Origin of the sequence: Archangium primigenium, assembly GCF_016904885.1 — a bacterium.
Lineage (GTDB): Bacteria > Myxococcota > Myxococcia > Myxococcales > Myxococcaceae > Cystobacter > Cystobacter primigenius.
The window spans coordinates 3,898,737-3,912,273 of the sequence record NZ_JADWYI010000001.1 but is presented as its reverse complement, the minus strand read 5'-3'; the positions used below and the strand labels follow the sequence as shown (position 1 = coordinate 3,912,273).

The 13,537-nt window shown below is 69.9% G+C and carries 10 protein-coding genes; 7 read left to right on the top strand and 3 right to left on the bottom strand.

Annotated features, from left to right (window positions below; translation table 11 throughout):
- Positions 1 to 97: 97 nt before the first annotated feature.
- The 5 genes from I3V78_RS16200 to I3V78_RS16180 all read left to right on the top strand — a co-directional run bounded on the left by I3V78_RS16200 (position 98) and on the right by I3V78_RS16180 (position 6,652).
- Positions 98 to 1,111 (top strand): pyridoxamine 5'-phosphate oxidase family protein, encoded by a 1,014-nt coding sequence (locus tag I3V78_RS16200; protein WP_204488947.1) that lies wholly within the window; start codon positions 98 to 100, stop codon positions 1,109 to 1,111.
- 51 nt (positions 1,112 to 1,162) lie between these two features.
- Complete coding sequence (locus tag I3V78_RS16195; protein WP_239577834.1) at positions 1,163 to 2,959, top strand: serine/threonine-protein kinase; 1,797 nt, start codon at positions 1,163 to 1,165, stop codon at positions 2,957 to 2,959.
- A 96-nt stretch (positions 2,960 to 3,055) separates the two neighbouring features.
- On the top strand, positions 3,056 to 4,228 hold the full coding sequence (locus I3V78_RS16190; protein WP_239577832.1) for a cytochrome P450: 1,173 nt from the start codon (positions 3,056 to 3,058) through the stop codon (positions 4,226 to 4,228).
- Positions 4,229 to 4,400: 172 nt separating this feature from the next.
- A complete protein-coding gene (locus tag I3V78_RS16185) occupies positions 4,401 to 6,266 on the top strand; it encodes a glycoside hydrolase family 5 protein (RefSeq protein ID WP_204488940.1) in 1,866 nt (621 codons plus the stop codon).
- Positions 6,267 to 6,433: 167 nt separating this feature from the next.
- A complete protein-coding gene (locus tag I3V78_RS16180; RefSeq protein ID WP_204488938.1) occupies positions 6,434 to 6,652 on the top strand; it encodes a hypothetical protein in 219 nt (72 codons plus the stop codon).
- Positions 6,653 to 6,983: 331 nt separating this feature from the next.
- Here the strand turns inward: I3V78_RS16180 and I3V78_RS16175 are convergent, their stop codons facing one another.
- The 3 genes from I3V78_RS16175 to I3V78_RS16165 all read right to left on the bottom strand — a co-directional run bounded on the left by I3V78_RS16175 (position 6,984) and on the right by I3V78_RS16165 (position 10,677).
- Positions 6,984 to 7,598: a class I SAM-dependent methyltransferase gene (locus I3V78_RS16175; protein WP_204488936.1), complete on the bottom strand. Its 615-nt coding sequence runs from the start codon at positions 7,596 to 7,598 to the stop codon at positions 6,984 to 6,986.
- Positions 7,599 to 7,687: 89 nt separating this feature from the next.
- Positions 7,688 to 10,087, bottom strand: coding sequence for a PQQ-dependent sugar dehydrogenase (locus I3V78_RS16170; RefSeq protein WP_204488935.1), 2,400 nt, complete (start codon positions 10,085 to 10,087; stop codon positions 7,688 to 7,690).
- 26 nt (positions 10,088 to 10,113) lie between these two features.
- On the bottom strand, positions 10,114 to 10,677 hold the full coding sequence (locus I3V78_RS16165) for a glutathione S-transferase family protein (RefSeq protein ID WP_204488933.1): 564 nt from the start codon (positions 10,675 to 10,677) through the stop codon (positions 10,114 to 10,116).
- Between the two features lie 174 nt (positions 10,678 to 10,851).
- Here I3V78_RS16165 and I3V78_RS16160 point away from each other — a divergent pair, with 174 nt between their 5' ends.
- Positions 10,852 to 12,912 carry a secreted glycosyl hydrolase gene (locus I3V78_RS16160; protein WP_204488931.1) on the top strand — a complete coding sequence of 687 codons (2,061 nt, stop codon included), beginning with the start codon at positions 10,852 to 10,854 and terminating at the stop codon, positions 12,910 to 12,912.
- Positions 12,913 to 13,055: 143 nt separating this feature from the next.
- Positions 13,056 to 13,487 carry a DoxX family protein gene (locus tag I3V78_RS16155; protein WP_204488929.1) on the top strand — a complete coding sequence of 144 codons (432 nt, stop codon included), beginning with the start codon at positions 13,056 to 13,058 and terminating at the stop codon, positions 13,485 to 13,487.
- The last annotated feature ends 50 nt before the right edge of the window (positions 13,488 to 13,537 follow it).

Sequence of the window (13,537 nt, the reverse complement as noted above, 5' to 3'; positions counted from 1 at the left end):
TCCCGGGCGCGTGGCCGGATTTCGAAACAAATTGACCAGATTGCGGCATGCGGTCAAGCCCGAATCCGGTCAGGTTGAGGGCACAGGAGGACAGCGCATGCGTGGCTCCATCACCTCGGTGACGGCATTGGAAGACTGCGTGGGCGCGGCGCCCGCGGTGGTGAACCTCAAGGTGATCGATCACCTGGACGCGGGCGCCCTGCGCTGGCTCGCCGCGTCCCCGCTGGTGTTCGCGGGCTTCGGGGAGGGGCCCCGGCTCGCGCTCACCCTGGGCGGGGGCGCGCCCGGCTTCGCGGGAGGCGAGGCGCACGAGCTGCGGCTGCCCCTCGCGCTCCTGGACGACCCGACGCTGGCCCGACCCGGGCGTAGCTTCGGCGCGCTGTTCCTGCTGCCCGGCGTCTGCGAGACCCTGCGCGTCAACGGCCGGGTGACCCAGGCGGACCAGGGCGAGCTGCGCGTGGCGGTGGAGGAGTGCTTCGGCCACTGCGCCAAGGCGCTCCTGCGCTCGGACTTCTGGAAGGCCGCGCCCGTCGAGGCGCCGCTCCGGGACCCGGAGGCCCTCGTGGCCACGAGCCGCTTCATGGCGCTGGCGACGGTGGACGCGCACGGGCGCATGGACCTCAGTCCCCGGGGTGACCCGGCGGGCGCCCTGACGCGGCTCGACGAGGGCCGCCTGTGGTTCGCGGACCGGCCCGGCAACCGCCGCGTGGACAGCTTCCGCAACATCCTCGCCCAGCCCCAGGTGGCCGCCCTGCTGCTGGTGCCCGGCTCTCCCCACGTCGCGCACCTCTCCGGGCGCGCCTGGCTCACGACCGATGACGCGGTGCGCGCGCGCTTCGTCGTCCAGGACAAGACGCCCACGCTGGCCATCGGCGTGGACGAGCCCCGGCTGGAGCCGCGCGAGAGCCCGGCCCTCGTGCGCGCCCGGCTCTGGCCCGCCCCGGCGCGGCCCGAGGGGCTCGAGCCGTCCCAGATCTTCGTCGAGCACGTCAAGCTCAACAGCGACAAGGGGCTCGGGGCGCGGCTGGCGAGCGCGGCCCTGTCGGTGCCCGGCGTGACCGGGCTTTTGCGCAAGGGCCTGGAGAAGGACTACAAGACGAACCTCTATTGACGACGCGGGCCCTGGCGCGCGGCGACGAACGAGCGGAGTCAGTCACCCGTGATGCCCTACGCCCTGTCGCACCTCATGCTCGGGGGCGCGTTCTTCGTCCTCGCGCTGCTGCACTTCGCCACCTGGCTCGCGGTGCGCACCCAGCGCGTGCAGTTCTGGCTCGCCACGAGCTTCCTGGGCTTCGCGCTGCTCGCCTTCTCCACGGGGCTCACCAGCCGGGAGGCCAGCGTGACGCTCGCCGACACGCGCTTCTGGCTCCTGGTGGGCGCGATCCCCTCGCTCTTCCTGCCCTACGCGCTGCTGCGGGTGGTGTGGTCCCTGCTGGACGTGCCCCTCACGCGCTGGCGTCGGGTGCTGTTGGGCGTGGCCCTGTTGTGCGGCGCGGTGCGGGTGGTCGCCGCCTCCTGGTCCATCCTCACCTTCCGCTCCAACCAGGTGACGGCCGAGGGCCTGTCCCGGGCGACGGCGGACGTGAGCCTGCCCATGTTCTGGCTGCTCGCCACGGTGGTGGCCAGCGCCTGGGCGGGTGAGGGCCTGCGCCTGCTCAAGCGCCGCGGCGCCATGGCCGTCGCCGTGGTCGTCGCCTCGGTGCTCGCGCTCGGGCTGCTCGGCCGGGAGCTGGCCGTGGACGCGGGCTGGGTGTCTGGACGCCAGTATTTCGCGCTCGTGGGCGTGCCCTTCCTGCTGCTCGCCTCCTCGGCGCTCGCCATCCTCACCGCGCGCTCCCTGCGCGGCGCGGACCTGGGCACCGGCATCCATCGCTACCGCCGGCTCGCGCGGCTCGGCCGCGGCGGCATGGGCGAGGTGTGGCTCACCCTGCGCATGGGCCGCGAGGGCTTCCACCGGCTCGTCGTGCTCAAGCGCATGCTCGACGACGACGACGACAACGCCGACAACGAGGACGCCCTGGTGCGCATGCAGCGCTTCATGGGCGAGGCCCGCACGGCCGCGCGGCTGCACCACCCGAACATCGTGTCCGTGCATGACCTCGGGCAGCTGGAGGGCGGCTGGTTCATCGTCATGGAGTACCTGAGCGGCGCGAGCACCCTGGAGCTCGCGCAGCGGGTGGCGGGGGGCAGTGCGTTGCCGCTCGAGGTGGTGGTCGAGGTCTGCCAGCAGGCCCTGCGGGGCATCGCCTACGCGCACGAGCGGGGCGTCATCCACCGGGACATCAGCTCGGACAACCTCATCGTGTCCTTCGACGGCGTGGTGAAGGTCGTCGACTTCGGCATCGCGCACGGCGCCGAGGGCCCGAGGGATCCGGTCGCGGCGCGACGTCCCACGACGGGCTCGGTGGACAAGCGGCTCACCCAGGTGGGCAACGTCATCGGCAAGGAGGCGTACATGCCGCCCGAGCGCATCGAGGGCGCCGAGGCCACCGCCTCCGGGGACCTGTTCGCCCTGGGCCGCATCCTCTACGAGCTGTTGTTCGGCGACCTGCCGGACTTTCCGTCGACGGGCCTGCGCCTGCCGGACCAGCCCCGGCCCGAGGCGCCCGTCGCCTACGCCCAGCTGCGCGCGGTGCTCGACAAGGCGCTCCAGCCCGACGTGTCCCGGCGCTTCACCGACGCGCGGGCCTTCCTCCACGCCCTGGAGCCCGTCCGGCAGGCCCTGCCCCCCGTCGACCTGTCCCTGTGGATGCGCGACACCTTCAAGGCCCGGTGGGCCCGCCAGCGGCGGCTGGTGGACCTCGAGGACCCCTCCCCCGCCGAGGTCGCGCCCCTGCTCGTGCGCGAGCCCGTCCCGCGCCCGGTCGTCCTGCATGAGGCGGCCACCCGGGAGATCGCGACGAGGCCCTCGCCCGCCCACGCGGAGTCGGCGACGAAGCCCTTTGCCGGGAAGACCTGAACCCGGTCGGAAAGGGAGACAAGGAACGCGGAGGGGATTGTGGCTTATCTTCGCGAGCCCATGAACCCAGCGGCTGGACAGAAGCGCGTGAATCTGATGTCTCCCGAGTTCCGGGCCAATCCCTATCCGCTCTATGCGGCGCTGCGCCGGGACGCCCCCGTCGTCCAGGTGGATCCAGGAGGGCTGTGGGCCGTCAGCCGTTACGAGGATGTCATGCACATCCTCAAGACCCCGAAGGTCTACACCGTCGCGGGGCTGCGGCTGGCGGCCGATCCGCCCTGGATCGGCCGCAACCCCTTCGCCGATTCGATGCTTTTCGTCGATGACCCGAAATACCATGGGCGGCTGCGCGGAGCGGTCAGCCGTCCCTTCCTGCCCGCGTCCCTGAGCCGACTCGAGCCCGCCCTTCGTGCCACGGCCGAGGCGTGCACCCAACGCGTCCTCGAGCGCCGGAGGGCGGACTTCATCGAGGACTTCGCCTTGCCGCTTCCCGCGAGCGCGCTCGGAACCCTGCTGGGATTGGATCCCTCGCTCAACCCGCGCCTCAAGGAATGGTCCGACGGCATCGTCGCCATCAGCGCGTCCCAGCCCGGGGACACCGAGCAGATCGCGCAGTGCAAGCGCATCGTGGCGGAGATGGAGCAGTACCTGGGGGAGCTGATCGCGCGGCGCCGCGCCGCGCCCACCGAGGATCTGGTGAGTGAGCTGCTCCAGGCCCGGGGGGAGGAGTCGTTGACGGACCCGGAGATCATGGGCTTTCTCTTCGTGCTGCTGGTGGCGGGGCTGGAGACCACCCTCCACCTCGTGGGGCACTCGGTGCGCATCCTCGCCGAGCAACCGGGGCTCCTGGCCCGGCTGCGCGCGGACCTCTCCCTCATCCCCGCGTTCCTCGAGGAGGTGCTCCGCTTCGAGCCGCCGGTGCAGGCCACCATGCGGCTGTGCACCCAGGAGGTGACGCTGGCGGGCGTCACCGTGCCCCAGGGCTCGGTGGTGATGGCGCTGATGGCCTCGGCCCTGCGGGACGAGCGCTACACCCCGGATGCGGAGCACTTCCGCCTGGAGCGCAAGGGGCCGCACAACCTGGGGTTTGGCCACGGCATGCACTTCTGCCTGGGAGCGCCCCTGGCCCGGCTGGAGGCGCGCGTGGCCCTGGAGTCGCTCCTTCCCCGGTGCGCGGCGCTCACCCCCGGCCCGGAGCCGCTCGCCTGGAATGTCTCCATGACCGTCCGGGGCGTGAGAAGCCTGCCCCTGGAGATCCATCCCGCGTGATGGCCTGAGAGCGAAGGCACCTCGCGGGAAGCGCCACGCAGATGAGGCAAAGGGGCAGGTGGAGGTGCTGTCCCGGCCGCCGCCAACGCGCCGGGGCTTTTGGACGTTCTTCCTGGACGCTCCTGTTTTCCGGGAGTTGAGTCCCGGCTCCCTCCTTCAGGAGCCGTTGCCGATGAAGAACAGTCCTCTGTTGTGGATGTTGGCGGTCCTCCACCTGGGCGGACCCACCGCCCTGGCCCAGACAGACACGAGCCCCGGGCGCGCGGGGATGGCCGCGGCGCAGTGCGAGCCGCGTGTTCCGCTGAGCACCCGGGGCCGGTACGTCGTGGACCGCTGCGGCGAGCGCTTCAAGCTCAAATCCGTCAACTGGTTCGGCGCGAGTGATCAGCTCGAGGTGGTGGGCGGCCTGGAGAAGCAGAAGCTGTCGGACCTCGTCTCGGGAATCAAGGCGCAGGGCTTCAACTCCATCCGCCTGCCGTTCTCCAACAACATGCTGCACCCGGACAACACCCAGCCCGCGGCCCAGCGGTGTCTGGAGAAGTACGGCGTCGCGTGCATCGATCCCACGAAGAACCCGGAGCTGATGAACAAGACGGCGCTCGAGGTCTTCGACGCCGTCGTGGCGGAGCTGACGCGGCAGGGCCTGGTGGTCGTCCTGAACAACCACACGACGAAGTCCATGTGGTGCTGCGGCTGGGACGGCAATGGCTTCTGGGACAGCAGCCAGGCCCTGCAGCGGTGGCAGGACGACTGGGTGATGATGGCGGTGCGCTACCAGGGCAACAAATGGGTGGCCGGGGCGGACCTGCGCAACGAGGTGCGTCCGGACGGCCTGGACAGCCCCAACTGGGGGATGCGCAACCGGCATGACTGGCACATGGCGGCCCAGACGATGGGCAACCTGCTGCTGCGCACGAACCCGGACCTGCTCATCGTCGTCGAGGCGGTCAACTGGTGGGGCCTCCTGGACGGAGATCGCCCACAGCTCAAGCCCGTGCGGCAGCGGCCCGTCGCCCTGCTGCGCGGCGACAAGCTCGTCTACGCCGTGCACAACTATGGCTACACCGGGCCCCGGCAGTCGGGCGGCTCGCTGGGCAGCGGCCCGAAGTACGCGGACATGGACAAGGCCACGCTCCACGCCACGCTGGACCAGGAGTGGGGCTTCGTGCTCGCGGCGAACCAGGCGTACACCGCGCCGGTCTGGATGAGCGAGTTCGGCATTGGCTACAACGAGCAGGCGGCCAACTCGCGGGCATGGTTCAACCACCTCGCGGACTACCTGATCGACAAGGACGTCGACTGGGCCTACTGGGCCATGAACGCCTCGAAGATCCAGAACACGGTGCAAGGCGAGGACGAGACCTACGGCCTGTGGAGCTACCCGGACTGGAACGGCGTGCGCGCCGGGGACTGGCGGCTCGGGACGGGCCCCCTGGGGCGGCTGCTCGGGGCCAACGGGCGGACAGGCGCCGTGGAGGCGACGCGCTTCCTGCCGATGACCGTCCTGCTCAAGAGCGGGAGCTCCACCTACTACGTGGACAACAACGCGCTGGACACCGACTGGCACTCGGGCAAGGCGAAGATCAGCTGCCCACGGGGCTACCGGCTGGTGGGAGTGAGCGCGAACTTCTCCCTGCTCTGCACCAACGCGGGCGCCATTCCCGCGCAGCAGGGCACGGGCAACCACCAGACCGTCACCCAGGAGGTCTCCCCGCTGCGCTACCCGGGAGACTGGGCCAGCCAGAGCATCAAGTTCGAGTGCCCCCCGGGGGCCTACGCGGTGGGCCTGTCCACGGCGAACCCATTCTTCCTCGAGCTGGCGGGCCTGCTCTGCGAGCAGAACACCGGCGGCATCCCCCTCAACGGCAAGTCGGCGAAGAACTTCTGGAGCGGAGACCAGCGCGCCTCGTCCTCGGGCGGCGACTGGAGCGTGAGCCAGTACAAGGGACAATGCGCTGACAACCAGTACGTCATCGGCCTGGGGCATCGCCGCAGTGGGGCCGCGGACTACCCGTCCGCGGTGCTCTGCTCCAACTGAGCGCCCGGGTCGTTCGAGGCAGGAGCCACACGGTGAAGGGCCTGGGCGGGAGAGGCGGAAACGCGTCTCTCAACTTCCCGTGTGCGACCCCAAGGGCACCATGAGGACCCGTCTTCTCTTCGGGATTTGCGCGGGCGGTCTGGGCCTTCCACAACAGCGGAGATCCCGTGGCGGCGCTGACGAACGAAAAGGGATGGGTGGACAAGGCCAATCGGGTCGGCCATGCCGACGGCTACACTCGCGCTCAAGCGGGCGAGCCGGCCGCACGGCTGACCCTCTCCCCATCCACTGCCCATGAGGGCTGGACCGTGACCGATGACCTCGCCACGCAGAGCACTTCCGGCGTGAATGCCTTCCAGTGGCTGCTCTCCAACCAGAACCCCTGAGGCGTCGGCGCACCGAAACGACCAGGCATGCGCGAGGCCGCTGCGCGGGACGTTCGCGTGAGGTGTCTTCGTCTGTGCCTGGGGTGGAGGCCGCACTGGGGATTGGCGTACATGAGACGCGACCGACCACACCGAGGAGACCTTGGTCCGAGGCGACGGACGCGCGACGCGGTGGAGGTGATGCCATTGCCGGGGCCAAAGCCCAAGGCGTAGGGGCGCGCCTCCCGGGTCGCCGACGCTCGACGCCCATGTCCGTTTTCGCATGCATCCCTCCTTTTCGGACATGGTCCGCGGGCACCGCGCCCCGGGCCTCCTTCTTTTTACGAAGGACCTACGGGCTCGCCCGTTGTGCCAGCCAGACCGTATGCCCGCCGCAGCTGGCATCTTCGGTGACCTGCATCCGCACCTGAAAACCATTGGCGGCCAGCAGTTGACGGTACTCCGCGTGGTCGAGGCTGGCGTGATAGAGCGGTCGCTCGAGAAAGGTGCCCATCACTTCACCGTCACCGGGGCCGCTGGTGAACAGCAACGCAGCGCCCGGCTCGGCGTGTCGGGCGAAGCGCGGAAACATCGCGCGCTGATGCTCGCGCGTCAGGTGGAAGAAACTGTCCCAGGCGATCAAGCCGTGAAACGTGCGCTGCAACGCCAACGCGCGCATGTCCACGACCTGCCATCGCGCCCGCGGGAAACGCTGGCGGCAGCGGGCGATCATCGCTTCGGACGCGTCGATGCCGGTGACGCGAAACCGCTGCCGCAAGAAGTATTCGGCGATCGGCACACCCGCACCACAGCCGATATCCAGAATCTCTCCCCGCGCGGGAATCAGACGCACCAGGCGCTCCAGCCAGTGCCGCTCGATGAAAGCACGTTGGCGCTGGCTGTCCCAGACGTCGGCGCCTTCATGGTAGAGCGCGATGATCTGCTCGGCGTCCTGCTCGTGGTCCATGGCGGATGAATCTATTCGCTGAGTCCACGGCAGCGAACCCATTCGCTGCCCCGCCAAGAGCACGGCCCCTCTCCTCGTGCGCCGAGGGCTCAGCCTCGCGAGGCTCCCGTCCGCCTCCGACGCAAGCGCAGGCCCAGCAGCAGGGCCCCCCAGGCCAGCGCGCCCTCGGGGCCCGCCGCGCCACAGCCACAGTCGCCGCCCGGCGCCTCGGGGGGCCGCGGCGGCTCGCCCGTGCCGGTTCCCGCGTCCGGGGTGGGCGTCGGCTCGGCGGCCTTCACACGCACCTGGAAGGACTGCTGGGCGTCCGGGGGTGTGCCGTTGCTCGCGCTCACCGTCAGGTCCACCGTGCCCGGGGTCTCCGGCATCCAGACGAGCAGGCCGGTGCGGGCGTCGATGGCCGGGCCCGCCACGCCGCTCGTCACGGAGAAGGTGGGCGCGGGCAGCCCATCGGCCACCACCTGGTAGCGGTACGGCACGCCCACCACCGCCGAGGTGTCCGGCGTGGAGGTGATGACGGGCGCCTCGGCGTCATTGTCCCGCACACTCACGGAGACCGTGCGCGCGTCTCCGCCGGCCAGGGCCAGGGTGAGCGTCGCGGCGTCCGCCACCAGGTCCACGTCCTTGGCGGCCGCCACGGTGACCGTCTGCGGCGTGCTCCAGTTGGACACGGTGAAGGTCAGGGTCGCGGCGCTGGTGACGGTGACGTCCGTGTCCCCCTCCGTGCGCGCCACCGTGACGGTGGCCGTCCGGGCCGGGTTCTTGGAGAGCGCCACCGTCAGGGACGCGGTCTCCTCTTCCGTGAGCGTCAGGGCCGTGGAGGACAGCACCAGCCGCGACGAGTTGTCGTCGATGGACCGCACCTGGACCGTCTCGGGGCTGAGGCCCGGGGCGGACACCGAGAAGGCCGCGCTGTCCGCGGTGGTGTCCACGTCGACGGCGGCGGCGAGGGTGACGCGCTGCAACTGGTTCCAGTTGGCCGGAGTGAAGGTGAGCGACGTGCCGTCCTCCACGGTGAGATCCGTGTCTCCCGAGGCCCGTGCCACGCTGACGGTGACGTCCGCGGTGGGCGCCTCGGCGAGCCGCACCGTGAACACGGCCTGGCCGCCCTCCACGACCGACAGGTGCAGCGCCGAGACGAGGAGCTTCTGTCCGGGAGCGGTGGGGGTGATCCGCAGCAGGCGTCCCGCGGTGACACTCACGGCATACAGCGCGCCATCTGGCCCCACGGCCAGGTCCACGGCCTGGTTGAAACCACTGGCCCACGCCTCCACCGTGGCCACCGAGCGGTCCGCCGCCAGCGTGGCGCGCACCAGCCGTCCGGAGTTGTAATCCCCGAAGAGGAAGTTGCCCCGGTAGTCGTTGGGAAAGAGGGTGGAGTCGTAGAAGGTCCCCCCCGTGATGGAGCCGCCCAGGTTCTGGGTCGTCGCGGTGCCGTTGCCGCTCGCCGCGTCCGCCCCGGCTTGCGCCGCCGTCCATGTGGTGTCACTCGGGACGCTGGCCACGTAGACGCTCCCGTTGAAGCTCGCGTCCGTCACGCCGGCCACGGTGATCTTCTCCCCCTTGCGAAAGCCATGCGCCGCGGTGGTGGTGAAGGTGGTGACGCCCGCGCCGCGCACGGCGCCCGTCGCGGTGAGGGCGCGCGAGTCCGTGCCGTTGGTGCGGTACTTGATGGCCGGGGCGATGTAACCCGAGGGAGGCTGGTTGTTCTCGTAGGCGTTGTAGCCCGCGTGCGCGCCTTTGCCCGGGACGAAGACCTGCTCGTAGCTCGTTCCGACCGAGTTCACCCACAGCGCCCCGGTGTCCGGTTGGAAGGTGAAGGTGAAGGGATTGCGGAAGCCGCGCGCCCAGACGTACTCGCTGTTGGGACCCACCCCGTCGAAGAAAGGGTTGTCATTGGCGGGAGTGCCGTCCAGGTTGGCCCGGCTCACCTTGGCCGCCATCGAGGTGAGATCCGCGTTCACCCCCGTGCCGTTGCCCAGGTCCCCGATGGCCCAGTACAGCTTTCCCTCTGGCCCGATGCCAATCGCTCCCCCGTTGTGGTTCTGTCCGGCGGTGGGCAGGTTGTCGACGAGCACCGTGCGCGCCGTGCCCACGCCGCTCGCGTCCGTGTAGCGGATGATCTGCTGCCGGGTGCTGGTCGCCGTGAGGAACAGGTAGACGTAGCGGTTGACGGCGTAGTTCGGGTCGAACGCGATCCCCAGCAGGCCACACTCGCTGTTTGTGTAGACCGACTCGGTGGCGAACACGGAGGTGACCAGCTTCGCGTCCTGCTCGACGAGCGCCCCATCGCGCATCGTCGCGACGAGCACCTGGCCGTTCTTGTTCGTGACGAAGAGCCGACCCGAGCCATCGGGCGCCCAGGCCAGGCCCGTGGTGGGCGTCAAGGTCGGCGCGCTGTACGCCGTCTCCTGGAAACCAGAGGGGACGGCGGCGAGCGCTGGAGACGTCAGGAGCCCCAGCAAGAGAAGACGGGAACGGAAGCAGCGCATGACCGCATCGTACGCGCTTCAACCGCCTAGGACATCGCGCTGCGCAGGGCCGGGCGGGAGGTGTGTCGTTTGACGTAGTCCACGAGCCGGGGGCGGGACTCGAGTGCCCCCGCGTGGACGAGCATGTGGAGGAGGGAGGCCATCACCAGATCCGCCGCGGTGAACGCGCTGCCCACCAACACCTCGCGGTCCCCGAGTGCCCGCTCCACGACCGTGAGCACGTCGTCGAGCCGCTTGCGCTCGGGCTCCGCGAGCGGGCCCCCCCGGCGGAGCTCCAACGCCAGCGGTTCGAGCGTCCGCTCCGCGAAGAGCAGCCATTGGTAGTAGGCGCCCCGCTCGGGTGCATGCGGCGCGGGAGCCAATCCCTTCTCGGGGTGGCGGTCCGCGAGATACAGGCAGATGGAGGCCGACTCGAACAGGGTCACGGAATCATCGACGAGCACCGGGACCTCGCCGAACGGATTCAACGTCTGGAGTTCCGGAGGCGGTTGCGCCGGGTCCACACGAACCAGCTCATACGGAATCTTGAGTTCCTCGAGCAGCCAGCGAGGACGTGTCGCACGGGTGCGGGGCGCGAAATAGAGCTTCATTGGAAAACTCCTGACAGCGCGATGAACGCACGACGCTACCCCTCCCCTCCGCCCGTGCGTCAATGGCCCTCCTTCACGCGGCGCGTCAGACGACCGGGTTCACGACAACTCCACCCGCCCCGAATCCCCGCCTGTACATTGCCGCCTCCCGTCACGAAGAGGAGTCCACCCCCGATGATGCGTCCCATCCTCGTATCGCTTTGCGCGAGCCTGCTGCTCGTTGGCTGCAACGACAAACCCGATGAAAACCCCGAACCGGGCCCCATCGAGAACCCGGGCGAGACCCCCGCGCCCCGGGGGGCCACCGTGTCCTGGGACGAGTACGAGGCCGAGGCGGGCGCGCTGTCCGGCGGCGCCACGCTCGAGCGGACGGTCTCGGGCGCGTGGTTGGAAGGCACGCTCTCCGGCGAGGCCTCGAACCGCGAGGCGGTGACGCTCCCGAGCCCCTCCGCCTCCATCGCGTGGACGAGCCGCGTGAAGGCCAACGCCGTCGTGGTGCGCTACAGCGTGCCGGACGAGAGGGAGGCCCACCTGGACGTCTACGTGAATGACGCCAAGGTCGCCACGCTCACGGTGAACTCGGACTACGCCTGGCTCTACACCGGTCCGAACAACACCCAGACGCACAACGCCCTGCCCCGCCAGCAGGTGGACGAGCTGCCCCAGAACCCGAGCCCCAACGACGAGAACTTCGGCCTGAAGCTGCCGTGGACCGCCGCGCACCACATCTACGACGAGGCGCACGTGCTGCTGGCCACCAACGGCCAGGCCACCATCAACCCGGGCGACGTGGTGAAGCTCGTCTCCCCGGATGCCTCCGCGCAGGTGCCCGTCACCGTCGACTTCATGGACCTGGAGCTCGTGCCCGAGCCCCGCTCCGTCCCGGCGGACTACGTCGTCGTGCGCGAGTTCACCGAGGCCGCGATCGTGCGGGCGCTCCAGGACGCCCAGAGCGGTGGCAAGCCCGGCATCTTCCTCCCGCCGGGGGACTACGTGATGGCGCATGAGAACCCCATGCAGCCCAAGGTCTACGTCCCCGCCGGGCTGACGGTGCAGGGCGCCGGCATGTGGCACACGCGCATCGTGCCGCCGTCTCCCAAGGACGTGGGCTACAACCACGAGTTCGGCTTCCGCCTGAGCGGCGACAACATCACCTTCCAGGACTTCGCCATCTTCGGCAGCTGGCGCAACCGGACCGTGCGCTACAACAAGGCCGCCGCCGACCTCAACCAATGGCCGTGGGACAGCTACGACGGCATTGGCCGCGCGTTCGACCGCTACATGCACCACAACGCGGTCTTCAAGCGGCTGTGGATCGAGCGGATGATCGTGGGCGGCTGGGTCGAGGGCGGCGACAACATGCTCTGGGAGGACAGCCGCTTTCGCAACACCATCGCGGACGGCATCAACTTCTGCAATGGCACCACGAACTCGCGCATCGTGAACTGCACCGCGCGCAACACCGGCGACGACGCCTTCGCCATGTGGTCCGCCATCACCTGGGACAAGGCGCCCATCCCCGAGACGCCCTGGGTCCACCAGCCCGAGGGCCCCAACCAGGGCAACGTCATCGAGCGCTGCACGGCGGGGCTCATCTGGCGCGCGGCGGGCTTCGCGGTCTACGGCGGCCACGACAACGTCATCAAGGACTCGGTGGTCTACGACACCCTGCGCTACCCGGGCATCACCGTGGACAACGAGTTCGCGCCCCAGCACGAGTTCTCCGGGCACACCACGATCCAGAACGTGACGGTCGAGCGCTGCGGCGGCCGGATGTGGTGGGACGATGACGGCGTGCACGGCGACGAGACCGCGCGGCGCACGTGGGGCGCGGTCTGGTTGTTCGCCGCCAATCCATACTCGCCCGCCGCGCCCTCCGCCCCCCTGCGCTTCCAGGGCATCCGGTTGAAGGACATCGACATCATCGACCCCGTCTATGCCGGCGTCCTCGTCCAGAGCACGCAGGGCCAGCGCATCGAGGACACGGAGCTCGACGGCGTGCGCATCGTCCTGGAGCGGGCCGGTGCGTTCGGCTTCGTGGCCAACGACTCGCACAAGGCCCCGCCGAGCCCGCTGAGCGGCAAGATTCCGACCACGGGTTCGCTCACCCTCAAGAACTCGAGCGTCACGGGGGCGCGGTCCCATTCCGGCAACCTCTTCTCCACGGATGCCCCCTCGACCGGGAGGTTCTCGTTCAAGGACGGCGGGGGAAACACCTGGACGGGTGATCGGTAAAACCCGACCCCGAGGCATCTCCCGTCGGCCGGAGTGCGAGCGGCCAGACGGGAGGTGCGGTTTTCCTCCGCGCATCGCACTTTCGGGACACCGGGTCCTGAATCGGCCCGCGACCCGATGGCGGATGGAGCGGGAGGGATCCGATGCTGCGAGACATCACGAACACCCCACCAACGACGACCCCACTTCAGAACGCGGGCCGGTGGCTCCTGGGGACCTTCATGACCGGGGCGGGCACGGGCCACCTCTCCTTCGCGCGGGAGTCGTTCCAGGCACAGGTGCCGGACTGGCTGCCCATGGACAAGGACACCGTGGTCCTGCTCTCGGGCGTGGTGGAGATCGGGCTCGGGCTGGCCCTGCTCCTCGGCAAGCGGCACAGGGCGCTCATGGGGCTGGGCCTGGCGGCGTTCTTCGCGGCGGTCTTCCCCGGCAACCTGCACCAGTACGACCAGCGCATCTCCGCGTTCGGCCTGAACACGGACACCCGGCGGCTCGTGCGGCTGTTCTTCCAGCCCGTGCTCATGGGCTGGGCGATGTGGTCCACCGGCGCCTTCAAGGCACTGCGCCGCACCTAGTCGCGCGGAGAGCAGGCGGGCCGCACGCGCCCGCCTGCTCCCTGGCCAGC